This window comes from Shewanella sp. GJ50-10, from assembly GCF_055808815.1.
Map to the genome: position 1 here is coordinate 4,531,943 of NZ_JBVVSS010000001.1, position 25,146 is coordinate 4,557,088.

General features: G+C 41.8%; 25 protein-coding genes. 15 read left to right on the top strand and 10 right to left on the bottom strand.

Going from position 1 to position 25,146, the window contains the following annotated elements; genetic code table 11:
* Window positions 1-105: 105 nt before the first annotated feature.
* Entirely contained in the window at window positions 106-1,275 is a 1,170-nt protein-coding gene (fadA, locus tag AC0L4E_RS19160; RefSeq protein ID WP_285163789.1) for an acetyl-CoA C-acyltransferase FadA, read from the bottom strand.
* Between the two features lie 22 nt (window positions 1,276-1,297).
* Window positions 1,298-3,448: a fatty acid oxidation complex subunit alpha FadB gene (gene fadB / locus AC0L4E_RS19165; RefSeq protein WP_473681136.1), complete on the bottom strand. Its 2,151-nt coding sequence runs from the start codon at window positions 3,446-3,448 to the stop codon at window positions 1,298-1,300.
* Window positions 3,449-3,708: 260 nt separating this feature from the next.
* On the opposite strand from fadB, the gene pepQ reads away from it, so the two are divergent.
* The 4 genes from pepQ to hemG (AC0L4E_RS19185) all read left to right on the top strand — a co-directional run bounded on the left by pepQ (window position 3,709) and on the right by hemG (AC0L4E_RS19185) (window position 7,765).
* On the top strand, window positions 3,709-5,031 hold the full coding sequence (pepQ, locus tag AC0L4E_RS19170) for a Xaa-Pro dipeptidase (RefSeq protein WP_473681138.1): 1,323 nt from the start codon (window positions 3,709-3,711) through the stop codon (window positions 5,029-5,031).
* Window positions 5,024-5,638, top strand: a complete 615-nt coding sequence (locus AC0L4E_RS19175) for a YigZ family protein (protein WP_473681140.1) — start codon at window positions 5,024-5,026, stop codon at window positions 5,636-5,638. The genes pepQ and AC0L4E_RS19175 overlap by 8 nt, the downstream gene beginning before the upstream one ends.
* 92 nt (window positions 5,639-5,730) lie before the next feature.
* On the top strand, window positions 5,731-7,188 hold the full coding sequence (locus AC0L4E_RS19180) for a TrkH family potassium uptake protein (RefSeq protein ID WP_220754371.1): 1,458 nt from the start codon (window positions 5,731-5,733) through the stop codon (window positions 7,186-7,188).
* A gap of 49 nt (window positions 7,189-7,237) precedes the next feature.
* On the top strand, window positions 7,238-7,765 hold the full coding sequence (hemG, locus tag AC0L4E_RS19185; protein WP_473681142.1) for a menaquinone-dependent protoporphyrinogen IX dehydrogenase: 528 nt from the start codon (window positions 7,238-7,240) through the stop codon (window positions 7,763-7,765).
* 89 nt (window positions 7,766-7,854) lie between these two features.
* Here the strand turns inward: hemG (AC0L4E_RS19185) and AC0L4E_RS19190 are convergent, their stop codons facing one another.
* Complete coding sequence (locus tag AC0L4E_RS19190) at window positions 7,855-8,163, bottom strand: ArsR/SmtB family transcription factor (RefSeq protein ID WP_220754369.1); 309 nt, start codon at window positions 8,161-8,163, stop codon at window positions 7,855-7,857.
* Window positions 8,164-8,348: 185 nt separating this feature from the next.
* On the opposite strand from AC0L4E_RS19190, the gene hemG (AC0L4E_RS19195) reads away from it, so the two are divergent.
* The gene (gene hemG, locus AC0L4E_RS19195) at window positions 8,349-8,903 is read left to right on the top strand and encodes a menaquinone-dependent protoporphyrinogen IX dehydrogenase (RefSeq protein ID WP_473681144.1); all 555 of its coding nucleotides are present in this window, start codon (window positions 8,349-8,351) and stop codon (window positions 8,901-8,903) included.
* Between the two features lie 186 nt (window positions 8,904-9,089).
* Here hemG (AC0L4E_RS19195) and AC0L4E_RS19200 read toward each other — a convergent pair whose 3' ends face one another.
* From AC0L4E_RS19200 to def, 5 genes are read right to left on the bottom strand one after another with little or no spacing between them, the layout of a single operon-like run.
* Entirely contained in the window at window positions 9,090-10,532 is a 1,443-nt protein-coding gene (locus tag AC0L4E_RS19200; protein WP_473681146.1) for a TrkH family potassium uptake protein, read from the bottom strand.
* 6 nt (window positions 10,533-10,538) lie between these two features.
* Window positions 10,539-11,948 (bottom strand): Trk system potassium transporter TrkA, encoded by a 1,410-nt coding sequence (trkA, locus tag AC0L4E_RS19205; RefSeq protein WP_473681148.1) that lies wholly within the window; start codon window positions 11,946-11,948, stop codon window positions 10,539-10,541.
* A 30-nt stretch (window positions 11,949-11,978) separates the two neighbouring features.
* Window positions 11,979-13,262: a 16S rRNA (cytosine(967)-C(5))-methyltransferase RsmB gene (rsmB, locus tag AC0L4E_RS19210; RefSeq protein ID WP_473681150.1), complete on the bottom strand. Its 1,284-nt coding sequence runs from the start codon at window positions 13,260-13,262 to the stop codon at window positions 11,979-11,981.
* The gene (fmt, locus tag AC0L4E_RS19215) at window positions 13,262-14,236 is read right to left on the bottom strand and encodes a methionyl-tRNA formyltransferase (RefSeq protein ID WP_473681152.1); all 975 of its coding nucleotides are present in this window, start codon (window positions 14,234-14,236) and stop codon (window positions 13,262-13,264) included. The genes rsmB and fmt overlap by 1 nt, the downstream gene beginning before the upstream one ends.
* 8 nt (window positions 14,237-14,244) lie before the next feature.
* On the bottom strand, window positions 14,245-14,757 hold the full coding sequence (def, locus tag AC0L4E_RS19220) for a peptide deformylase (RefSeq protein ID WP_473681154.1): 513 nt from the start codon (window positions 14,755-14,757) through the stop codon (window positions 14,245-14,247).
* Window positions 14,758-14,892: 135 nt separating this feature from the next.
* On the opposite strand from def, the gene AC0L4E_RS19225 reads away from it, so the two are divergent.
* From AC0L4E_RS19225 to hemF, 6 genes are all read left to right on the top strand, one after another.
* The gene (locus AC0L4E_RS19225) at window positions 14,893-15,987 is read left to right on the top strand and encodes a LysM peptidoglycan-binding domain-containing protein (protein WP_473681156.1); all 1,095 of its coding nucleotides are present in this window, start codon (window positions 14,893-14,895) and stop codon (window positions 15,985-15,987) included.
* A 72-nt stretch (window positions 15,988-16,059) separates the two neighbouring features.
* Window positions 16,060-17,085 (top strand): DNA-processing protein DprA, encoded by a 1,026-nt coding sequence (dprA, locus tag AC0L4E_RS19230; RefSeq protein WP_473681158.1) that lies wholly within the window; start codon window positions 16,060-16,062, stop codon window positions 17,083-17,085.
* Window positions 17,086-17,089: 4 nt separating this feature from the next.
* Entirely contained in the window at window positions 17,090-17,563 is a 474-nt protein-coding gene (locus AC0L4E_RS19235; protein ID WP_220754362.1) for a DUF494 family protein, read from the top strand.
* A 137-nt stretch (window positions 17,564-17,700) separates the two neighbouring features.
* On the top strand, window positions 17,701-18,264 hold the full coding sequence (locus AC0L4E_RS19240) for a DNA topoisomerase family protein (RefSeq protein WP_299573493.1): 564 nt from the start codon (window positions 17,701-17,703) through the stop codon (window positions 18,262-18,264).
* Between the two features lie 93 nt (window positions 18,265-18,357).
* Window positions 18,358-18,924, top strand: coding sequence for an L-threonylcarbamoyladenylate synthase type 1 TsaC (gene tsaC / locus AC0L4E_RS19245; RefSeq protein ID WP_473681161.1), 567 nt, complete (start codon window positions 18,358-18,360; stop codon window positions 18,922-18,924).
* Between the two features lie 10 nt (window positions 18,925-18,934).
* Complete coding sequence (gene hemF / locus AC0L4E_RS19250; protein ID WP_473681163.1) at window positions 18,935-19,855, top strand: oxygen-dependent coproporphyrinogen oxidase; 921 nt, start codon at window positions 18,935-18,937, stop codon at window positions 19,853-19,855.
* On the opposite strand, the gene AC0L4E_RS19255 is transcribed toward hemF, so the two are convergent.
* The gene (locus tag AC0L4E_RS19255; RefSeq protein ID WP_473681165.1) at window positions 19,852-20,289 is read right to left on the bottom strand and encodes a group II truncated hemoglobin; all 438 of its coding nucleotides are present in this window, start codon (window positions 20,287-20,289) and stop codon (window positions 19,852-19,854) included. The genes hemF and AC0L4E_RS19255 overlap by 4 nt on opposite strands.
* A gap of 206 nt (window positions 20,290-20,495) precedes the next feature.
* On the opposite strand from AC0L4E_RS19255, the gene AC0L4E_RS19260 reads away from it, so the two are divergent.
* The 4 genes from AC0L4E_RS19260 to AC0L4E_RS19275 are packed head-to-tail and all read left to right on the top strand — an operon-like array spanning window position 20,496 to window position 24,280.
* Complete coding sequence (locus tag AC0L4E_RS19260) at window positions 20,496-21,890, top strand: amidohydrolase (RefSeq protein WP_473681167.1); 1,395 nt, start codon at window positions 20,496-20,498, stop codon at window positions 21,888-21,890.
* A 47-nt stretch (window positions 21,891-21,937) separates the two neighbouring features.
* Window positions 21,938-23,152, top strand: coding sequence for an amidohydrolase family protein (locus AC0L4E_RS19265; RefSeq protein ID WP_473681754.1), 1,215 nt, complete (start codon window positions 21,938-21,940; stop codon window positions 23,150-23,152).
* A gap of 40 nt (window positions 23,153-23,192) precedes the next feature.
* Window positions 23,193-24,008: a shikimate dehydrogenase gene (gene aroE, locus AC0L4E_RS19270; RefSeq protein WP_473681169.1), complete on the top strand. Its 816-nt coding sequence runs from the start codon at window positions 23,193-23,195 to the stop codon at window positions 24,006-24,008.
* A gap of 11 nt (window positions 24,009-24,019) precedes the next feature.
* The gene (locus AC0L4E_RS19275; RefSeq protein ID WP_473681171.1) at window positions 24,020-24,280 is read left to right on the top strand and encodes a DUF1488 family protein; all 261 of its coding nucleotides are present in this window, start codon (window positions 24,020-24,022) and stop codon (window positions 24,278-24,280) included.
* Window positions 24,281-24,294: 14 nt separating this feature from the next.
* On the opposite strand, the gene AC0L4E_RS19280 is transcribed toward AC0L4E_RS19275, so the two are convergent.
* The gene (locus tag AC0L4E_RS19280) at window positions 24,295-24,846 is read right to left on the bottom strand and encodes a gamma carbonic anhydrase family protein (protein ID WP_220754354.1); all 552 of its coding nucleotides are present in this window, start codon (window positions 24,844-24,846) and stop codon (window positions 24,295-24,297) included.
* Window positions 24,847-25,146: the final 300 nt, after the last annotated feature.

Below are 25,146 nucleotides of genomic sequence, written 5' to 3' on the forward strand. Positions count from 1 at the left end.
GATGTTTCACGTGGAACATTTATTTATAAATAATAAAAAGCCGTGCTTATGAAGCACGGCTTTAAAATTACTAGCTTTGTTAGCTATAGATATTAGCTATGAATACTAACTATCAACACGCTCAAAAATAGTAGCGATACCCTGGCCTAAACCAATACACATAGTCGCAAGACCATATTTCGCATCTTTAGCTTCCATCAAGTTAATCAAGGTTGTTGAAATACGAGTACCTGAACAACCTAATGGGTGACCTAATGCGATTGCGCCGCCATTTAAGTTAACTTTCTCATCAACTACATCGGTTAGACCTAAGTCTTTAACACATGGAAGAGACTGAGCCGCGAATGCTTCGTTCAACTCAATTACGTCCATATCATCAATGTTAAGACCTGCACGAGCGAGTGCTTTCTTGGTTGCAGGAACTGGGCCGTAACCCATGATTGCAGCATCACAACCAGCAACAGCCATTGAACGGATGCGAGCACGAATAGGCAGACCTAATGCTTTGGCTTTTTCCTCTTCCATTACTAACATTGCAGAAGCGCCATCAGATAAAGCTGAAGAAGTACCAGCTGTTACTGTACCGTTAGCTGGGTCAAACGCAGGGCGTAATCCAGATAAAGATTCAAGTGACGTTTCTGGGCGGATAACTTCATCGTGAGTCACCTTGATTAGTGCACCATTAGCATCGTGACCTTCAACCGGTACAATTTCACTATCAAAACGACCTTCAACAGTTGCCGCATGAGCTCGCTGGTGTGAACGTACTGCAAATGCATCTTGCTGCTCACGAGTAATTCCATGCATTTTACCAAGCATTTCAGCGGTTAAGCCCATCATGCCAGAGGCTTTAGCAACATTACTTGCAAGACCTGGATGGAAGTCTACACCATGGTTCATTGGTACGTGACCCATGTGCTCAACACCACCGACGATGAAGGTGTCGCCTTGACCTGTCATGATGGCGCGAGTGGCTTGGTGAAGCGCATCCATTGATGAGCCACATAAACGGTTTACGGTTACAGCACCGGCTGATTTTGGAATGCCAGCCAATAACGCAGCATTACGTGCGATATTAAAACCTTGCTCCAAAGTTTGTTGCACACAACCCCAGATAACATCTTCGATGTCATTTGGATCAAGTTTACTGTTGCGGCTTAATAATGATTTCATTAGTTCAGCAGAAAGAGTTTCTGCTCGTACATTTCTAAATACTCCAGCCTTAGAGCGGCCCATCGGAGTACGAATGCAGTCGACGATTACAGCGTTTTTCATGATGATATTCCTTTACTGCTGATTAGGCTGGGTAGTATGTGCCGTTAGTGGCTGCAAGCTCGCGCATGGCGTCAGTCACTTGATATAGGCCACCTAAGTGTGCAAATTTGTCAGCCATTGCGACAAAGTTAGCGACACCCATAGTATCTAGGTAACGGAATACACCGCCTCTAAATGGAGGGAAACCAATACCGTAAACAAGGCCCATATCGCCTTCAGCTGGAGAAGCAATAATGCCTTCTTCTAAACAGCGAACCGTTTCGATAACCATAGGGATCATACAGCGTGCGATAATCTCATCAGTTTCAAATTCTTTTAGTTCACCAAATTCTTTACCAAGCAATTCGTAGCTTGTTGGATCTAAATCTTTTTTCGGTTTTCCGCGACGGTCAACAGAGTAAGAGTAGAAACCTTTAGTGTTCTTCTGGCCAAAACGTTGGCTTTCAAACATGATGTCGATAGCATCTTTACCATTCTTGCCCATGCGATCTGGGAAGCCTTCTGCCATGACTGCTTGTGCATGATGTCCTGTATCTAAACCAACAACATCAAGTAAGTAAGCAGGACCCATTGGCCAGCCGAACTGCTTTTCCATCACTTTATCGACTTTAGCAAAGTCAGCACCATCAGCTAATAAGCCACTGAAGCCTGCAAAGTATGGGAACAATACGCGGTTAACGAAGAAGCCTGGGCAATCGTTAACAACGATAGGTGTTTTACCCATTTTGCTTGCGTAAGCCACAACAGAAGCAATGGTTTCTTCAGATGAATTTTCACCACGAATAACTTCAACCAAAGGCATTTTATGCACAGGGTTAAAGAAGTGCATGCCACAAAAACGCTCAGGTTTTTTCATGCTTTTCGCAAGTAGGTTAATTGAAATGGTTGAGGTGTTTGATGCGATGATTGCATCATCAGCAACGTACTGCTCAACTTCAGCAAGTACCGATGCTTTAACTTTTGGATGCTCGACAACGGCTTCAACGACAACGTCAGCATCTTTTACTGGCGCGTAATCTAAAGCTGGTGTGATGTTGTTCAATACCGCAGCCATTTTAGCTGGGGTGGAGCGACCACGTTTAACTTGTGCAGTTAGCAACTTAGCAGCTTCGCCTAAGCCTAAATCTAACGCAGGCTGTGCGATGTCTTTCATGACAATCGGCGTGCCTTTACTTGCGCTTTGGTAAGCAATACCGCCGCCCATAATGCCAGCACCGAGTACAGCTGCACTGTTTACTTTCTTAGCAAGCTTGCCTGCTTTTTTAGCTTTGCCTTTTACAAATTGATCATTTAAGAAAATACCAATCAGTGAGGTTGCTACTTCAGTTTTTGCTAACTTGATGAATGCTTTGTTTTCAACATTTAGTGCTTCAGCTCGATCAAGTGTTGCTGCTTGCTCAATGACGCTAACAGCCATCATTGGTGCAGGGTAATGTTTGCCCGCAACTTTAAATACCATGCCTTTAGCGGTGGCGAATGACATCATTGCTTCAAGCTTAGGTAAGGTTAATGCCTTAAGCTTGCGATTACGACGAGACTGCCAATCAAGCTTTTCAGCAATAGCATCTTTAAGCATTTGCAATGCTGCAGCTTCTAAATTTTCTGGAGCCACTACAGCGTCAATTGCGCCAACTTTTAATGCGGCTTCTGGACGTTGGTCTTTACCTGTGGTGATCCACTCTAGTGCGTTATCTGCACCTATGATGCGTGGTAAACGAACTGTGCCACCAAAACCAGGGATAAGACCGAGTTTTGTTTCTGGTAAGCCTATGCGGGCGTTGGTATCTGCAATACGTAAGTCAGTAGCAAGAATGGCTTCACAACCACCACCAAGTGCAAACCCGTTAACAGCAGAGGCTGTTGGGAAGGGTAAGTCTTCAAGTTTATCAAATACCGCACTAGCTTGTTCAACCCAAGTTAGCAGCGTTGCATCGTCAAGTTCGAACAAACCTAAGAATTCAGTGATATCGGCACCAACAATAAAGGTACTCTTACCTGATGTTAGTAATAAACCTTGAATGCTTGTGTTTTGCTTGATGCTTTCAAGAGCAGCATCTAATGAAGAGAGAGTTTCTTTATCGAATTTGTTAACTGAGCCAGGTGCGTCAAAACACAACTTGGCAATGTTATCCTCTAATAACTCTACTTGAATTGTAGGACTTTGGTAGATCATTGCTTGCTTCCTTTTTGCTAAAAGCGACTTCCACATCACAATTACTGTGTTGTTATTTAGCTTTGATATCTAGCTTTTTATCACAGCAGCGACGGCCATCATTTGACCAGTTGCCAAACAGTGTGCGACGAAATGAGATAAATTACAACACTCAATTTAAACGTCCGTTTAAATTTTTCTCTGCTAGAGGCATTTTTGCCCTTTGTGATACACTTCACAGGTTCTTAAACAAGAAAAATAACATTATAGGGATAGCAAAAATGGATCAGCTAGCTAATTTTTATCATGCTCACATTGCAGAATTAAATCGTCGCGTTGCAGAGATTGTCTCTCGAGAGCAACTGGCAGGTTTAGTAATACATTCTGGACAAGCTCATAGACAGTTTTTAGATGATTTAAGTTATCCCTTTAAGGTCAATCCACAATTTAAAGCTTGGTTACCGGTACTTGATAACCCTAACTGTTGGATTGTGGCGAACGGCATTGATAAACCACAATTAATTTTTTATCGTCCAGTCGATTTTTGGCATAAAGTTAGTGATGAACCAAACGACTTTTGGGCTGAACATTTTGATATTAAATTACTCACTAAAGCTGACCGTGTTGCTGAGTTATTACCTAATAATATTGCGGACTGGGCTTACTTAGGTGAGCATCTTGATGTCGCAGAAGTATTAGGGATGAGCAGACGTAATCCCGATTCAGTTCTAAATTACCTTCATTATCACCGTGCAGATAAAACTCAGTATGAATTAGAGTGCCTACGTCGTGCTAACCAAATTGCAGTAAAAGGGCATTTAGCTGCTAAGAATGCTTTTTATAATGGTGGTAGTGAGTTTGAAATCCAGCAGCAATATTTATCTGCGATTGGTCAAACAGAAAATGAAGTGCCGTATGGCAATATTGTTGCCCTTAATCAAAATGCTGCAATTTTGCATTACACCGCACTTGAGCATCAAATTCCGTCTCCACGGTTATCTTTTTTGATTGATGCGGGAGCTAACTATAATGGTTATGCATCAGATATCACTCGAACTTATTCGTTTGAGAAAAACCGCTTTTATGAACTCATTGTAGAAATGAACAAGATGCAGCTGGCTATTGTCGATATGATGAAGCCGGGAGTAAAATATACCGATCTTCATTTAACCACTCATGCCAAATTAGCTGAATTAATGTTGGAATTTAATTTAGCAACGGGTGATGCTCAGGGGTTAGTAGAGCAAGGAATAACCAGCGTGTTCTTCCCTCATGGTTTAGGCCACATGCTTGGTTTACAGGTTCATGATATGGGCGGTTTTTCGCGGGATGAACGTGGTACTCACATTCCGACTCCTGATGGGCACCCATTCTTACGTTGTACACGTGAAATACAAGCCAACCAAGTGTTCACTATCGAGCCGGGTATTTATATTATTGATTCATTATTAGGCGAATTAAAAGCCGATCAACGTCAATCGCAAATAAACTGGGATACGGTTAATGAATTGCGTCCTTACGGCGGTATTCGTATTGAAGATAATGTTATTGTTCACCAAGATCACAATGAAAATATGACTCGAGAGCTTGGCCTGATTGACTGAACAATACTTAATTCCTAATCAAACACTGACGATTGAGGAAGATATCAAACACAGCCGCTTCATTACTGTGCTGTTCCACTGTAGTAGTGAAGTACAGTTGAAGTGTGCGCTTACTAACGTAAAGGGCGAATACCCAGGGGCTAGCCATTATTGCTATGCTTTTGTGGCGTCCGACCCTCAAAATAGTATTGCTATCGGCAGCAGCGATGATGGTGAGCCTGCTGGTAGTGCAGGTAGGCCAATGTTAGCCACATTACAAGGTTCAGGCATTGGTGAAATTGGTGCTATCGTGGTGCGTTTCTTTGGCGGTACTAAACTTGGGGTTGGTGGTTTAGTCCGTGCTTATTCCTCAGGGATCAAGTCGGGTTTAACCGAACTGTCGACCATAACCAAGTACATTCGTTATGCTTCTTCTTTGATATGCAGTTACCCGCAACTTAATAATGTGGAATACCTGATCAATCAGTTTGACGGCATTATTATCAATAAAAACTTTACTGATGCGATAGAAATCGAATTCGAAATAGCTAAAGTGTTTCATGATGATTTTAATCGAGAACTGGCGACCCAAACTCAAGGGCAACTTAAGGCGAAGTTTAACGTTTGATGGTTGGAAAAAGTATGCCAGAATATAAGGTTATATAACTGTGAAATTTACACGGTCTAAAACCAATGCCATGCAAACTAGTGCAATAATAAATGCAATATAAAACAATTATCAGAATAACCGGCTTGTTGATGGGATTATTTTCTATCACCATGTTGCCGCCAGCATTGGTTGCCATTCTTTATCAAGATGGTGGCGGTACTGCTTTTATTCAGGCATTTTGCGTTAGCTTATTTTTAGGCTTTTTATTGTGGTATCCCAATCGTCGTCAAAAGGGGGATTTGCGAACTCGCGAAGGCTTCCTTATTGTGGTGCTGTTCTGGACCGTCCTTGGTTCCATTGGTGCTCTGCCATTTATTTTCTCCACCGAACCTAATCTCAGCTGGACTGACAGTTTTTTTGAATCCTTTTCTGCGTTAACTACCACAGGTGCAACTGTAATTGTTGGCCTCGATGACTTGCCTAAAGCCATTTTATTCTATCGTCACCTACTACAGTGGATGGGCGGTATGGGTATCATTGTTTTGGCGGTGGCTATTTTGCCGTTATTAGGTATTGGTGGGATGCAGTTATATAAAGCAGAAATCCCAGGACCTGTTAAAGACAGCAAGATGAAACCCAGAATTGCTGAAACAGCGAAAGCGCTTTGGTATATCTATCTATTATTAACCGTGGCTTGTGCAACCGCATTTTACTTTGCAGGTATGAGCGGTTTTGACGCGATTTGCCATTCTTTTTCGACAATTGCTATTGGTGGTTTTTCGACCCACGATGCCAGCATAGGATACTTTGATAGCCCACTGATTAACGTCATTTGTGCGGTGTTTTTATTGATTGCCGCGGTTAATTTCAGTTTGCACTTTGCCGCATTTAGTTGGCGCGGAATTAACTTTAAAGTCTACTTTCGTGATGCAGAATTTAAAGCATTAATCGGAATTCAATTAGCGTTAACGGCCATATGTTTTGCCACACTTTATAGCTCGGGTATTTACGATACTCCAGAACAAACACTCGATTATGCTTTTTTCCAAGTGGTGTCGATTTCAACGACTGCGGGTTTTGGTACTGAAAGCTTCCATTCTTGGCCACTGTTCTTACCTATCTTGCTTATCTTTTCAAGCTTTATTGGTGGCTGTGCGGGGTCAACCGGTGGTGGCATGAAAGTGATTCGCTTTGTGCTGTTATTACTGCAGGGATCACGTGAGATGAAACGGCTTATTCATCCTAAAGCCATGTATTCGATTCGAATTGGTGGTTCGGCATTGCCTGATCGTGTGATTGATGCTGTTTGGGGCTTCTTCTCTGCTTATGCATTAGTGTTTGTGGTTTGTATGGTGTTGCTAATGGCAATGGAGATGGATGCCATTACCGCATTTAGTGCAACAGCGGCCAGTATTAATAACTTAGGCCCAGGTTTAGGTGATGTTGCCAGTAACTATGCCAGTGTGACTGATGGTGCTAAATGGGTGCTAGTACTGGCGATGCTATTTGGTCGTCTTGAAGTGTTTACCTTGTTAGTGCTGTTTACGCCGACTTTTTGGAAAAACTAATTTATTTCTATGTTCAATGACAGGGAATGGCTATTTACAAGGAATTATAATGTCGAATAACTTAATTATCTATTCAACAGTTGATGGCCAAACACTGGCAATATGCGAGAAGATTAAACAGCAATTAGAAATAACAGACGAGCAAGTGACAATAGCTTCGCTTGAGCAAGCGGGCTCATTGGTATTAGAAAATTTTGATAAGATTTTAATTGGTGCGAGTATTCGTTATGGTAAGCACCGACCTGCATTATTTGAATTTATTACTCAGCATGCTGCGACTTTAGATAAGGTTAACAGTGCTTTTTTTACTGTGAATGTTGTGGCAAGAAAGCCTGAAAAAAATACCCCAGACACTAACCCCTACATGCAGAAGTTCTTAACGCTTTCTACTTGGAAACCTAAGCTTCTGGGCGTGTTTGCTGGCAAAATTGATTACCCTAAATATCGTACCTTCGATAGGGTGATGATCCGCTTTATTATGTGGATGACCAAAGGGCCGACAGATACTACTGGCACCTATGAGTTTACCAATTGGCAAAAGGTGGACGAGTTTGCTAATGAATTTAAAAGGCTTTAACCGTTATTTAGAATTGGGTTAGCAGCTTTACTCATGTTGCAAGCTAGGCTTTAAATGGAGAGCAATCGAAAGCCTAACAATCAACGAAATTATTTAGCGCAATATAAACGATGTAAAATGGAAATGACTTCAGTCACTTCTTCATTCTTCAATGTGTAGTAAACGTTCTGTGAACTTTTACGAGTATTCACTAAGTCTTGAGCTCTTATCACTGCAAGATGTTGTGACAAGGCTGATTGGCTCAATGGCACTTTTTCGTTTAGCTCAGTTACGCTGTGTTCTTTGTCGAGTAATAAACACAAGATCATCAAACGATACGGGTTAGCAATGGCCTTTAGCCACTTGGCTGCCATTTCCGCACTACCTAACATCGAATCTACATCAATATTTTCAGACATCTATATACCTTACCTGACTATATACTTTAATTTACTACTTAACTGGCATCATACTGCTGGCTAACCTAGATCTCAATTTTATCGTTCAAATATATGAGTCATTTCTAATTTGTGATCAAAGAGCACGATTGAAATGGCTTTTTTTGCCACAATGATTGCCTATTAGAGCAACCATCGGTGTAAAAATGGCAAAAACATTAGTGATTTATTACTCAAGAGGCGGTCATACGGCGCAAATTAGTCGTGCGATAGCTGAGCAGATTGTACACAATGGTCATCAGTGTGATGTGGTCAATATTCTTGATAATAATCATGCTGACATTGATTGGGCTAGCTATGATGCAATTGCGCTTGGGGCTTGCGTTCTTTATGGCTCTTACCATAAGTCAGTATTTGAATTTGTAACGCGTTATCAGACCGAGTTAAGCAGTAAGCCGAATAGCTTCTTCTGCGTCAATGTGGTTGCTCGTAAACCAGAGAAACGTATTCCTGAGAATAATAAGTATCTGCAAAAGTTCATCGAGCTTTCACCTTGGACACCACAAGATGTGAAGATTATTCCCGGAAAAGTTAATTACCCGTCTTGGACTTGGTATGACAGTTTGGCCATTCGTTTAATCATGAAAATGACTGATGGCCCGACCGATCCAACGACTGTTATTGATTATACTGATTGGGATGACGTTAAAGTTTATGCCGATCATCTTGTTAGATTGATTAACTCGGAAGCGGTGAGCTAAGACATTTTAGTCAAGCTTGTTTAAAAGTCAGCCCAAAAGCTTTCTCAAAAGATTACAAAGAAAAGTTGATAGGTGATGCTATAAAGGCGTCACCTTTTTATTGCCTGAAAAGTAATAGTCAGCAGATGAAAATGTCACGGATACTGTTATTTAAAGTATGTATATTGAAACGTTAGTATTTTTAAACTAGTACTTCCAGAATTTAGGCGCAAATAGCACTGCCACTGTAATTATCTCAAGTCGGCCTAATAACATACCAAAGGCTAACGCCCATTTCGCAATATCCGGTAAGCTAGAAAAGTTCCCTGCAGGGCCGATAACTGGTCCCAATCCAGGTCCGACATTTGTTACAGCAGTGACTGCACCTGTAATACTCGTAACTGCATCTAAACCAGTTAGCACTAAGATGATTGTCAGTAAAAGGATCACCAATAGGAACAACATAATGAATGCCATAATTGAGCGAATAATGTCGTTATCAATGGTGCGGTTGTTATAGCGTTTTTTAATGACAGCTTGTGGGTGAAACTGTTGTGTTAGTTGTTGGTACATGACCTTTATGGATATCTGAAAACGAAATATTTTTATTCCACCAGAGGTTGAGCCTGAGCAACTACCAACAAACATTAGAAATAAAAATGTTAGGCTGGCGAATGCTCCCCATGCTTGGTAATCCGTTAGCCCATATCCCGTTGTCGTTACTACTGAAACCACATTGAAGCTAGAAAGTCTCAAAGCATCTAAGTAATCCAAATCGGACTTTAACCATAACCAAGTGCCAAGGCTAATAGAGACAAACATTATAAACTTAATAAAGCCTTTTACTTGTTCATCATTCCACACTTTAAATGAGCGCTGCTGAATAGCTTGGACAAACATCAATAAAGGTAAGCCGCCAGCTGCCATAAATAATACGCCAACCCAGTGAGCTGCGGGGGTAAATGACGACATTGAACTGTCGGATGTTGAATATCCACCGGTTGAGAGAGTGGTCATGGCGTGATTAATGGCTTCAAACCAGTGCATTCCCGACATGTGATAAGCCAAAGCACAAATGATGGTAAGTAACACATAGACTTTGAATAAGTGCTTAGCCATATGTTGGGTACGAGGAGTCGTTTTATCTCCCCAGTCGGAGGATTCGGTGCGAAATAAGCGCATACCACCGACATTGAGAAACGGCAAAATCGCCACTGCCATGACGATAAAACCAATACCACCGAGCCATTGTAACAATGAGCGCCAAATTAATATGCTGTGGTCCATGTCATCAAGCCCAGACAACACGGTTGAGCCAGTAGTCGTAATACCGGACATGGTTTCAAAAAAGGCGTCGGTATAGTTGATACCGTGATAAAGCGTAAAAGGGAGTGCTGCAAATAAACTGACAATTAACCAAGTGATGGTAGTGAGAAAAAACATATCACGAATGTTGAGGTTAACACGTTTCGTGCGCCCAGTTTGAATACAAAGAATGGCGACTAACCCGGTAAACAATCCGGACATCATAAAGTCGCCAATGGTTTCTTCGTGGTAAAAAAGGGCAAAAGCCATTGGCACCAGCATAAAACCGGTGAGAATAGATAAAAATATGCCAACGACAAATAGCAGCGGCTTTAAATTTAGCATGGGTTGCTAGAAGAAAAACGCACTCGGTTGGAATAGCTTTTCTACGTCGCCAATAAATTTCTTGTTTACTAAGAATAAAATCACATGATCTCCTTCTTCGATAATGGTTTTATCGTGGCCCATGATCACTTCATCATTTCGCACAATTGCACCAATGGTCGTCCCAGGTGGAAGTTTGATATCGCTGATTTGCTTACCGACAACTTTAGACGTCGATGAATTACCGTGAGCAATGGCTTCAATCGCTTCGGCAGCGCCACGTCGTAATGAATACACGTTACAGATATCGCCTTGGCGAATATGAGTTAGTAACGCTGAGATCGTGGTTTGCTGAGGGGAAATGGCGATATCAATATTGGCTTCTTGGACGATATCCACATAGGCTTCTCGTTGGATAAGCACCATGACCTTTTTCGCGCCCATACGTTTTGCTAGCAGTGCAGACATAATATTGGCTTCGTCATCATTTGTGACCGCAATAAATACATCGGTTTGATCTATGTGTTCTTCAAGTAAAAGTTCCTGATCCGAAGCATCACCATTAAACACGGTGCAGTTTTCGAGTTTTTCAGACAGGCTTTCAGCCCGCTCGAGACTGTGCTCAATTAACTTGACTGAATGATTCTTTTGCAAACGTTTGGCTAAACCAAAACCAATGTTACCGCCACCCGCAATCATGATATTTCGGTATGAATTATCTAGCTTTTGCATCTCGCTCATTACCGCGCGAACGTGGCGAGTATCAGCAACAAAGAAGACTTCATCATCAGCTTCAATAATCGTGGTTCCGCGCGGCATAATTGCTTTGCCTTTACGGAAAATAGCCGCAACACGGGTATCAATATTAGGCATATGTTCGCGTAGTGCAGCCAGAGCGTTACCGACCAATGGACCGCCATAATAGGCTTTTACAGCAACTAAGCTCAGTTTACCCTTTGCAAACTGAAGCACTTGTAATGCACCTGGGTATTGCACTAAGCGCTCAATATAGGATGTGACCAGCTGTTCAGGCGCGATTAATTCGTCAATAACAAAACCACCACGGGTTTTAGCATCACTGCCTTTTACTTCAGTATTGATGAAGAGTTTATCTTGAAGGTCTAGGTAGGCTTCAGATCGGATACGAGCAATTTTAGTCGGCGTACCAAATAAGCTATAAGCAATATGGCATGCCGCCATATTACATTCGTCGCTATTGGTCACAGCAATGAGCATGTCAGCATCTTCTGCGCCGGCTTTTTTCAAGGTACTTGGATGCGCACCGTGGCCAATAACTGTCTGCAAGTCGAACTTATCTTGTAAATATTTAACCCGAGTTCGGTCATTATCAACAAGGGTAATATCGTTGTTCTCGCCAACAAGGTTTTCAGCGAGTGTGCCGCCAACTTGTCCTGCGCCTAAAATAATAATCTTCATTACTGTGCTGGTATCCCTGCTATAACACGCTTAATCCGCTTTAACTAAGCGGGCGTAATAAAAGCCATCCATATTGTTTTGACCGGGTAGGATCTGCCATCCGATGTCGTCAGCTGACGATTGCTGAGCAATCGGTACTAATGTCGCATCGGGTGTGCGCTGTAAAAACTGTTCTATTTGCTGACTATTCTCTTGGGGCAAAATAGAGCAGGTCGCATATAACATGGTGCCGCCTGGTTTTAGCCATTTCCAGCAATGATCAATGATTTGCTGTTGTAGTAGAGCTAGTTCTTCAATATCGCTGTTTTTACGTAACCATTTAATATCGGGATGACGACGGATAACGCCAGTTGCTGAGCAAGGTGCATCTAATAGAATGCGGTCAAACTTATCACCTTGCCACCAACTATCAATATCGGCCGCATCACCATGAATAACTTGCGCTTTTAAATTTAATCTGTCCAGATTTTGTTGCACTCGCTCTAAACGTTTAGCATCAAAATCAACAGCGATCATTGAGATACTAGGCTCGCACTCTATGGTGTGACAGGTTTTACCGCCAGGAGCAGCGCAAGCATCAAGAACTTGCTCGTTTGCCTGAGGCGCTAATAAGGTTGCGGCCCATTGAGCTGCTCCATCTTGAACAGATGCAGAACCTTCAGCAAAGCCGGGTAGTTGCATGACATCTTTTGGCGCAGCTAATAAAATAGCATCATTACTGTCACCAGCTGTTGCTTCAATTTCTTGTTCAGCAAGTTGACTCAGGTAGCTATCGCGGGTTTGCGATAATTGATTATTACGCAACCACATCGGAGGGCGTAGATGGCTTTGCTCAATGATCTCAGCCCAGTTTTCTGGGTAAGCACTTTTAAGGCGCTTTATAAACCAAGCGGGAGTGTTGTATTTTAACGTGTCATTATCTGTATTTAATGGTGCTTCTTTACGCTGAATGTTGCGTAAAACACCATTGATGACTTTGACAAGACCATCAAACTTCATTTGTCGACAGGCTTCGGCCGTTTCTGAAATCGCGGCATGAGCAGGAATACGAGTGAAGTAGAGTTGGTAGCAACCGACTAAAAGTAATTGGTGCAATACCCGCTGTTTGCCTTTAAAAGGTTTACTTAAACAGTCACTAACGCACTTGTCTAATTGCGGTAATTGGCGCATTACGCCATAACAAAGCTCAGCTAATAGCGCTTTATCTTTACCGTTTTCCAAGTGCTGTTGTTGATCTGGCAGGGCAACTGATAGCGAGATACCTTTTTCTAACACATTGAAAATGGCTCTTGCAGCAAGGGCTCTAACATTCATTAAGCTTGTGCCTCTTTGTGTTCGTCAGCGCTAATAAAGCAGGTGCCTTCAGCAAACCATTCAGCCCGAGAATTTAAAATATCTGCCACAGGCATTTGTTTCTTTCCGGGAAGCTGCATTACTTGCAGTTGCAGGGTGCCTTTACCAGTCGCAACAGTGACGCCTTGCTTATTACTTTCAATAATCGTTCCCGGAGCAGCATTAGTTTGCTCGGCAGAGTAACCAGCTTGCCAAACCTTAATAGTATTATCTTGCAGTGAAAAGTGACTTGCAGGCCAAGGATTGAAGGCTCGAATTTCTTGCCAGAGCTGTTTCGCGTCCTTGTTCCAATCGATTTGCGCTTCTTCTTTTGACAATTTTTCAGCGTAATTAGCTAAAGCTTCATCTTGTACTTCTGGAGTTATTGACCCATCACTAATACCCATTAATGCTTCGATGAGCGCAGTAGGACCTTGCTCAGCAAGCTTGCTGTATAAAGTGGCTGAAGTATCAGTATCTTCAATTTTTAATGAGGTTTTTAGCAGCATGTCACCGGTATCTAAACCGATGTCCATTTGCATAATCGTTACACCAGTTTCACTATCACCGGCCCATAAAGCACGTTGAATAGGTGCGGCGCCTCGCCATCTAGGCAAAATAGATCCATGGACGTTAATGCAACCTAATTGCGGAGTGTCTAATACTATCTTTGGCAGGATTAACCCGTAAGCCACAACCACCATAATATCGGCATTTAAAGAGGCAAGTTCAGTTTGAGCTTCCTCTTTGCGAAGTGAAGGTGGCTGATAAACAGGGATGTCATTGGCAACAGCCAACTGCTTAACTGGGCTCGCTTGGAGCTTTTTGCCTCGACCTGCAGGTCTATCTGGTTGCGAGTATACCGCAACCACATTATGTTCAGAGTCGATCAGGGCTTGCAGGTGTAAAGCTGCAAAGTCAGGGGTACCAGCAAAGATAATATTTAACGGTTTCAAATGGAGTCCTATGCTTCTTTAGCTTCTAAACGTGCTTCTTTCTCAAGCTTTTTCTTAATACGGTCACGTTTCATCTTTGATAAGTAATCAACGAAAAGCTTACCTTGTAGATGATCCATTTCATGCTGAAGACAGATAGCAAATAACTCATCCGCTTCAACTGTAAATTCTTCACCGTTACGGTCTAATGCTTTCAAAGTGACAAACTCAGAGCGATCAACTTTGGCATAAATACCAGGAACCGATAAACAACCTTCTTCATTTGTGAAATCGCCGCTTTTAGCAATAATTTCAGGATTAATGAAAATTGTTGGGCGTTCAACCTCGTCTTGTAAGTCCATTACAATCAATTGTTGATGGAAATCCACTTGGGTTGCCGCTAAACCAATGCCTTTTTCTTCGTACATTGTTTCTAACATGTTATCAATTTGGGTTTGTAGACCTTCGCCGAAATCGGTTACTGGCTTGGCTACAGTACGTAATCTTTCATCTGGAAAGCGTAAAACTTTTAATAATGGCATATATAAACTCTTAACAAGTCTGTCAAATTTCAGCCAGTTAGCTATACTGACTAAGTTAATGGGTTAATTTTAATCCTTACTGACCATCAATAACAGCAAAAGCTCTAATAAAGAGCTAAACACATGGAATGAACCATGAAACGGATATTTTTACTCGCGTTTTTGACACTAAGTACACTGTTAGTTAATGCAGATACATTAACATTAAAGTCAGGTCACCCTGATTCATACATCGTTAAGAAAGGTGATACCCTCTGGGATATCTCTGCTTTCTTCTTAGACGATCCTTGGCGCTGGCCTAAATTATGGGGCGCAAATCCACAGATTGCGAATCCACACCTTATATATCCTGGTGACAGATTAACTCTCGTATTTATCGATGGTGAACCTCGCTTGGTATTAAAACAGCATATCAAAAAAGGTCCAGAAGGGCGTGTTAGTGCCAAAGGTGGTCCAATACCAGCGATTGATCTTGCATTAATTCAACCTTATATAGTCCAAAATCGTATTGTTGACCCAGAATGGGTGGCTGGTTTACCGATGATATTAGATGGCGAAAGCCCATCGCGTCATCATGTGGTTAATGATGTGGTTTACATTAATGAGAATTTACCCGTGGGTAAAAAGCTTGCGATTTACCAAGAGGGGCGTGAGTTTTTAGATAAAGAAACTGGCGATACTTTAGGGCAAGAAATTATCTTAACGGCTAGCGGGCGTGTGACTGAATCTGGTGCAGTATCAAAAGTACAGCTTTTAAGTAGTTTACGTGAAACCAAAGCAGGTTTTAGGGTTGCTCCAGTTGAAGATGAAGCACTAATGTCAGCTTATTTCATTCCTAAAGCTGCTCCTGGTGCAGAACCGGCTAGCGTTATTGCTACTGAAAAAAATATTCGAGAAGTCGGTAAATTGGATATTGTTTACTTAGATAAAGGTGAGCAAGACAATATTGAGACTGGGCATGTTTTTTCAATCTATCGTAATGGTGAGCAAATAGTTATTAATGGTGATGGTAAGCCAGTATCAACACTTGAACGAAGTGCTTATGACCGTATGAAAGCTAAAGTGTCAGATGATGATGTCTACATGATGCCAGATATTTATCACGGTAAACTAATGGTATTCAAAGTCTTTGAAAAAACCAGTATGGCGATTGTGATTGCTAATGAACGTCCTGTGCGTGTTGATGACAAATTGATCACGCCTAAAAGTACCGACTTAAGAGGCGAATAAATAACTGAAAAACTGGTCGACTGGCTAGTTGTTTGTGCAGTATCCGGGCTAGGACCCGCTCGGATTCAACAATTGCTGACTCAAATGGATGTTGAGGAATTAAGGCAACGTTTAGAGTTTGAAAAGCAGTCTTTGCCGTTATCGGCAAAGCTGTTATCTCAATGTCAGATTGATTTTGATAAAGTTGATGCTGCGCTTGAATGGCAACAACAATCTCCTGAGCATCATATTCTTTGCTTCTCAGATCCCGATTATCCATCTTTACTGAAACAAATATCTGATCCACCTTCAATACTATTTGTAAAAGGCCAATTGCCAAGCTTACTGTTGCCTTCTATTGGTATGGTGGGGAGTCGAAACGCATCTGTAGGTGGTTTAAATACGGCCAATGCATTGGCTGCTGAACTAGTTCAATTAGGTTTTTCGATAACCAGTGGTATGGCAACGGGTATTGATGGTGCTGCTCATAAAGCAGCATTAGGCAATAACGGCTCGACGGTTGCTGTATTGGGTACTGGAGTCGATTGTATCTATCCCAAAAGGCACAGTAACTTATATCAGCAGATTCAACAGTCTGGCTGTGTTGTCAGTGAGTACTGGCCTAAGATAGGTCCTTTTGCTGGTAACTTCCCAAAACGCAATCGAATCATAAGTGGTTTATCTCTCGGCAGTATTGTAGTCGAAGCGACACGTAAGAGCGGATCATTAATTACTGCAAGGTTAGCCATGGAGCAAAATCGAGAAGTGTTTGCGGTGCCCGGTTCTGTGGCGGGTGGTTATCATCAAGGTTGTCATGATTTGTTAAAGAATGGCGCTAAATTAGTAGAGTGTGCTGCAGATGTTGTTGAAGAATTGTCCACAATGACAAGCTTTCACCTTGAAGATGTCGCTAATCGTCACCATATAGAAGATAATACAACAAATTTGCCATTTTCTGCGCTGTTAGCTAGTGTAGGTTATGAGACTACTAGTATAGACACGGTAGTCGAGCATAGCGGGAAGTCGATAGATCTGGTGTTAGTAGAAATGCTTGAACTTGAATTACAGGGCTGGGTTGCGCAAGTACCTGGTGGTTACGTCAGACTAGAGAGGAGATAACCATATGTTTGATATCCTCATGTATCTTTTTGAGAACTATGTTCATAGTGAAGTTGAACTATTAGTTGATGAAGATGAACTTACTAAAGAGCTAACCCGTGCGGGTTTTCATCAAGCTGACATTTTAAAAGCCCTATCGTGGCTAGAGCGTTTAGCTGATTTACAAGAAAGCGATAAGCCTTACTTGTGTAATCACGCTCAGCATTCATTTCGTATTTATACTAAAGACGAAATGGCTAAATTGGATGTAGAAAGCCGCGGCTTTATTTTGTTCTTAGAGCAAATCCAAGTGCTGACTGTTGAAACACGTGAAATGGTCATCGAGCGTGTAATGGCGTTAGACGAAACCTCCTTAATCTTGGAAGATTTAAAATGGGTGGTGTTGATGGTGCTGTTTAATGTACCAGGCAACGAATCAGCTTATGAACAAATGGAAGATCTTATTTTTGAACAGCCTGATGGCCGTTTACACTCTTAAGGTTTTACTATTTATGAAGAAGTGACTAAAAAGGAGGCTAGGCCTCCTTTTTTGATCTTCATTTTTGCTACTATCATTGTATACAACAAATGAAAGGCTGAGCTCAGCTTCGGTCTTACATCTTAATTGAGAGTCACATGTCTAAAATTGATCAGCAGTTATTTAGCGCTCACGAACATGCTTTAGAAAAAGAGTTTGAGCTCTGCCCTAAGTGTGGCTGCGAATTGTCGGTTAAAAATAGCAAACATGGTGGCTTTGTTGGTTGTAATAATTATCCGACTTGTGATTTTACCCGACCATTAGTGCAACACGAGTCAATAGAGACACAAGTGATAGAAGGTTCTGAATGCCCAGAGTGTGGTAATGAACTTGCTGTAAAATCTGGTCGATTTGGAATTTTTATTGGCTGCACCAATTACCCTACTTGTTCTCATATTGAAAAACATGATCATGATGCAGAAGCGGAAGAGATAACCTGTCCACATTGTAAAAAAGGCCACCTTGAGTCGCGCACTAGTCGTTATGGTAAAACCTTTTTTGCTTGCAGCAGTTATCCGAAGTGCAAATATTTAGTGAACTACCCGCCACATAACGAGACCTGTCCTGAATGTGACTTCGGTATTTTGGTTGAACGAAAAGGTGCTGCGGGTAGCCGTTTAGAGTGTCCTCAAAAATCTTGTAAATATAAGCGTCCGCTTTAATATTTTCATTTGGCTGAATGTATATCAGTATTTGTTCATATCCATATAGTCTGTATAATTTGCCATTAATTTAAAAAGGTTAAAGGGTATTTCATGCAGCGGTTGCAACCATCTGAAATTAACAAGGTGTTTGTTGAAGGAGGCGTTATGGCCTATCCCACAGAGGCGGTTTACGGCCTCGGGTGTGATCCTGATAATCTTGCTGCTATTCAAAAATTGCTGGATATAAAGCAGCGACCTTGGCAAAAAGGCCTCATCTTAGTCGCCAGTGATTATCAGCAACTTAAGCCCTATATCGACGAATCTCAATTATCCGAAGCTCAACTTGCTTTTGCATTCAGCAAATGGCCGGGCCCTTTTACCTTTGTTATGCCAATTAAAGCGGGTGTCAGTAAACTGCTTTGTGGTGACTTCGACTCAATTGCCGTGCGTGTGTCTTCACACCCTGTGGTAAGAGCACTATGTGATAGCGTGAATAAACCTTTGGTTTCCAGTAGCGCAAATTTAGCGGGTCAAGAACCAGCAATGTCCGCAGCAGAAATACAGCATACTTTTCCAACTGATGTTAGCGCACTTGTGCTTGGTGAATTAGGTTCACAACGTCAGCCTTCAACGATTATCGATGCCCGTAGTGGCAAAATATTACGTAATGGACAATAAGGATTTTGATATGGCAATACCTGATGCCTCTGTAGTAAAGCAATATTTGTTATCTCTTCAAGCAAGCATCTGTGAAGGGCTTGAGGCATTAGATGGAAAAGCCAAATTCCAAGCTGAGTCATGGGAACGCGCTGAAGGTGGTGGTGGAACCAGTAGAGTACTAACCAAAGGTAAAGTGTTCGAGCAAGCTGGGGTTAATTTTTCTCACGTGATGGGTGCTGCTATGCCTGCATCGGCGACAGCGCATCGTCCTGAATTAGCTGGTCGTAGTTTTGAAGCTATGGGCGTGTCATTAGTTATACATCCAAATAATCCATTTATTCCGACCACTCATGCTAATGTGCGATTTTTTATCGCCCATAAAGATGGTGCTGATCCTGTTTGGTGGTTTGGCGGAGGATTTGACTTAACTCCGTATTATCCTTTCGAGGAAGATGTTGTTTCTTGGCATCAAACAGCTGCAGACATTTGTGCACCATTTGGTGAAGATGTTTACCCTAAATATAAGAAATGGTGTGATGAATACTTTTTCTTACCACATCGCAATGAAACTCGCGGTGTTGGTGGTTTATTCTTTGATGACCTGAATGAGCATGGTTTTGAGAAAAGCTTTGAGTTTATGCAAGCTGTGGGAAGTGGTTTCTTAACCGCTTATGCACCAATTGTAGAGCGTAACAAAGAGCTTGAGTACAACGATGACGAGCGTCAGTTCCAGTTATACCGTCGTGGTCGCTATGTTGAATTTAACTTGGTTTATGATCGAGGCACCTTGTTTGGCCTGCAAACAGGAGGGCGCACCGAATCTATATTGATGTCGATGCCACCGCTAGTGCGTTGGGAGTATGGCTTTACGCCAGAGGAAGACTCTCAAGAAGCTGAATTATACGAGCGCTACCTTAAGCCACAAGACTGGTTAAAACTCGAGAGTTAATCTTTATTTCGCATATTATTGGCGAGAGTTGAAATGGCCTGAAATATCACTTGTCGATGTTCAGGCTTTTTTATTGCCTGAATAATAGCTTGTTCCATACAGGCTAACCATTGATCCACCATCGTTTGATCAATAGCGAATGGCATATGCCTTGCTCTTAAAGCGGGATGGCCGTATTTCTGTTGATACAACTGCGGTCCACCTAACCAACCACTTAAAAATTCAAACAGTTTCTGTTCGGAATCAGCAATCGGTGCTCGATGAATGGCCAGTAAACTTTGGGTGTCGGTGCTTTGTTGCATCTGCTGATAAAAATACTGAGCAATTAAGCGAATGGTTTTTTCACCACCAATTAAATCGTAGGCATTGGACTGAGCGGGATCTCTATCATCTTGCTGTTGCTTATTTGCAAAAATCTTTTTAAACCAATTCATTATTTTAAGTGCTGCTAATTAAATTTAATTCTCAATTTGACGATTATAACGACATTTTATGGCTAGGTGTATGTAGAGATAAAACCTGTAAATCTTAATTGTTAATGTTTTGCTACAAATCTATTCACACATTGACTGTATTTCCTTTCATAACCCCGTTAAATTATCAGGGTTAGATCAAAAACAATAATAACAGGGAGTAAGACATGTCCAAATTCGCACCGTCTCTTACGGTCATTGCGATATCAGTTGCTTTGCTGGGGTGTAATCAAACACAACAGCAAGACCCACAAGTCACTATCAACAAAAATCCTTATCCGAGCACTTATCAGGCTCTGCCGCGAAACTCGACTTTATTAACGAATGCAACCGTGCTCACAGGTACAGGCGAAAAGCTTGAGCAAGCTGATGTATTAATGATTGATGGAAAAATCAAAGCGGTAGGCGCGCAGCTTGCTGGTGAGTTAATTGCTGGCGCTACAGTTATTGATGCAACAGATATGTGGATTACTCCTGGCATTATTGATGTGCACTCGCACTTAGGTGTTTACCCAAGCCCTGGTGCAGATGCGCACAATGACGGCAATGAAGTGACCAACCCAAATACAGCAGAAGTCTGGGCGGAGCATAGCGTTTGGCCACAAGACCCAGCATTTAATCGCGCTCGAGAAGGCGGGGTGACTACGCTGCAAATTCTTCCTGGCTCAGCCAACTTAATTGGTGGCCGTGGTGTTACGTTAAAAAATACCCCAGCGACGACCATGCAAGCAATGAAATTTCCTGATGCGCCATATGGTCTAAAAATGGCCTGTGGTGAGAACCCTAAAGGGGCTTATGGTAGAGGGCAAAAAGTGGCTCCTATGACGAGAATGGGCAATATGGCAGGTTATCGCCAAGCCTTTATCGAAGCTACAGAATACAAGCGTGCATGGGATAAATATGAGTCAGACTATGCAGCTGGTTTAAATCCACAAGCACCAGAGCGGGATTTAACCAAAGACACACTTAAAAGTGTATTAGAAGGCGAGATCTTAATTCATAACCATTGTTATAAAGCTGAAGAAATGGCGATGATGGTGGATTTAGGCAAAGAGTTTAACTACCACTCAGGTACGTTCCATCATGCCATTGAAGGTTACAAAATTGCTGACCTGCTTGCTGAGAATGGTAATTGTGCTGCCATGTGGCCAGATTGGTGGGGCTTTAAAATGGAAGCTAACGATATGATCGTTGAAAATGTCGCGATGGTTGATGCGGTTAAAAACTCTTGTGCTGTGGTGCATTCAGACTCAAGCAGCACAATTCAACGTTTAAACCAAGAAACAGCCAAAATCATGTTTAGCGCTAACCAACATGGATTTGAATTAACTGAAGAGCATGTCATCAGTTGGATCACCTCTAATGCGGCTAAATCGTTAGGTATTGCAGATAAAACTGGCTCCCTTGAAGTGGGTAAAAATGCCGATGTCGTCATTTGGAATAGCAATCCATTTAGCGTTTATGCTCAGGCAAATAAAGTATTCATCGACGGCGCGAAAGTGTTTGATAGACAGGATGACGCTTACCGTGCAAAAAGTGACTTTATGCTAGGCCAACAATAAGGAGCAAGACATTGAAACATTTTAATTATTCACTCGTTGCTATCTCAATGCTTGCAGGTTTATTGCCAGCAATAGTTCAAGCAGACACCTTGGCGGTGACTAACGCTAAAATCTATACTTCTACTGAACAAGGCGTACTGACCAATGCATCGGTCATTATTGAAGACGGTAAAATTATTCAGGTTAACCCTGATGTTGTTACAGCCGACACTATTATTGATGCTAAAGGCGGCATTTTAACGCCAGGTTTTATTGGTGCGATGAACTCACTAGGCTTAGTTGAAGTGGGCCAAGAGAAAATGACGCGCGACACTAACGACAAAGCCGCTGATATGACCTTTGATCCAAGCTTAGCTTTTAATCCAAAAAGCGTAGCGATACCTTTTGCAAGAAAAGGTGGGATAACTCGCAATATTGTGGCACCAGGTGGTGGCGAAACCATCTTTTCAGGCCAAACAATTGAAGTCACACTAACTGGCGATTGGGACAGTGTGGTTGCAACCGAGCAAGCATTGTTTGTTTCATTAGGCGCTAAGCATGACGGTTCGCGTATTATTGGTATGCAAAACCTGATTAATAAATTGGATGAGCGCCAAAAAGCGCTTACTAAGGCAGAAAGTAAAAAGTCAGATAAAGATGCAGCTAAAGAGCCAACTAAAGAAGAGTTAATCATTAATGCTGTACTCAGTGGTGATAAGCCATTAATCGCATATGCTGATCGCGGTAGTGATATTATGCAGCTGATTAAACTTAAGCAGCGATTTAACATTGATTTGGTATTACTTGAAGCCGCTGATGCGATCACACTGGCTGATGAAATTGCTAAAGCGGAAATTCCTGTTGTGATGGATGCACTGAGAAACTTACCTGAAAGTTTTGATTCTTTGCATAATTCGCTGGATAACGCAGGCAAATTAAGTAAAGCTGGCGTCAAAGTGGTGCTCGCGACACCTGGTGATGCTCACGGTAATTATGCTTTGCGCTACAGTGCGGGCAATGCCGTTGCAAATGGTATGGATTACCAAGAAGCTATGGCCTCGATAACCAGTAATGTCGCAGATACCTTTCACCTAGATGCTGGGCGAATAGCTGTTGGCATGCCAGCAGATATCGTACTGTGGAGTGGCGATCCGTTTGAGTACAGTAGCCATATTGAGAAAATGTGGATTGGCGGTGAAGAGCAAAGCACTGAAAGCCGTCAAGATGTACTACGTGACCGCTATATGACCAAATCCTCAATGCCGCAGGCTTACACAAAGTAGGGCATGAGATAATAAACCATAAATGAAAGAGAGAATATTGATGACCGATAAGTATGCTGTATTTGGCAATCCAATCGCACAAAGTAAATCGCCATATATTCATACCGAGTTTGCTAAACAAACTCAGCAAACGATGAGCTATCAAGCTATTCTTGCACCGGTTGATCAATTCTCTCAATCATTAATGGCTTTTTTTACTGCTGGTGGCAAAGGGGCTAATGTAACGGCGCCTTTTAAAGAGCAAGCCTTTGCAGCTTGTGATGAGCTAAGTGATTTAGCTAAGCTTGCTGGTGCAGTAAATACTCTTATCTATTTACCTGATGGTCGTATTCGCGGCGACAATACTGATGGCATAGGTTTAGTAACCGATGTGATACAGCATTTTGGTGACATTGCTGGTAAACGCTTATTACTTGTAGGTGCTGGTGGTGCAGCGAGAGGTTGTATTAAGCCGTTACTGCAAGCGGGTGTAAAGCTGACTATTTGTAATCGCACTTTTAGTAAAGCGCAAAACCTTGCTGAATTATTTATAGAGTTTGGTGATGTTACTGCGAAACCAATTTATGAGTTAGATTCACCTTTCGACCTTATTGTAAATTCAACTTCTGCAGGTTTGGCTGGAGAACTCATTACTTTACCTTCAAGTATTATTAATTCAGCCACACAATGTTACGACATGTCCTATGGCGCCGAAGTGACCTTGTTTAATCAATGGGCATTATCGCAAGGTGCGGATCAAGTCGCTGATGGCCTAGGAATGTTAGTTGGACAAGCTGCACAGAGTTTTAGTATCTGGCGTGGAGTCATGCCAAAGACTCAAGTGGTGCATGACACTCTACGTGCTCAATTGTCTTAAAGGTTAGCAGTATGAATCAAAGTATTATCTTTACAGATATAGTGGAATGGGATCAAGCAAGCAAACAGTTATCCTTAATTGTTCAGGTGCAAGGCATGAATGTGACGTGTATGATTAGCCTTACTACTCTAGAAAAGTTGGCATCGATGAACATTCAAAATGAACAACAAGCAATTGCAGCGTTTGAACTTGTTCGATTTGATATAGAGGATTTAGCTGAAACACTCATCGAATCAGAATCATTCGATGAGCAAGGCTTAATTCATGTCTAATGATTGAGTGTAAATTAGCTCGACTGCTGCAAGTCAACGAGGTACTCGTTTTTTAATCTTACATAGTTGTCGGCAGATTGCGGTAAGAAAGCGAGTTCTTTTTCAGTTAATGGGCGCACTTGTTTACAAGGGCTGCCAACATATAAATAGCCGCTCTGTAATATCTTTCCTGGTGGAACCAATGAGCCAGCACCTAAAATCACATCATCTTCAATCACCGCACCATCAAGAATGATTGCACCCATACCAACAAGAACGCGATTACCCACACTGCATCCATGTAACATAGCTTTATGACCAATCGTAACATCATCACCTATTAGTAATGGATTACCTTCAGGGTTAGAAGGTGATTTACGAGTTACATGTAATACCGAACCATCTTGAACATTGCTGCGTTTACCAATCTTAATAACATTGACATCACCACGAGCTGCAACCATCGGCCAAATACTCGCATCATGATCTAATGTGATATCACCAACGATGACTGCTGCACTATCTACATAGACATTATCAGCTAAAGTAGGATGAATTCCCTGATAAGAACGAATTGAGCTAAACATATAAAAATCCCTGATTAATGTAATTAGATTAAGTATAAGGCCTAAAAGGGCTGCTTTGCTGCTAAAAAAGCATAAAAAATAGCTGATTAGTTTAAAATCTCAGCAAGCGAACCTTAAAAGTGAATAATCTTCAAAAAAGCCCTTGCACGGTTTCATAATCTCCCTATAATGCGCATCCACTGACACGGCGACAGGCCACTAGGCTCAACGTATCAGGGTTAGTTAAGAAGCTTTTAAACTTCATAATTAACGGGCAGAAAAGAGTTTTTAAATTAGTTTAAAAAACGCTTGACGCCAACA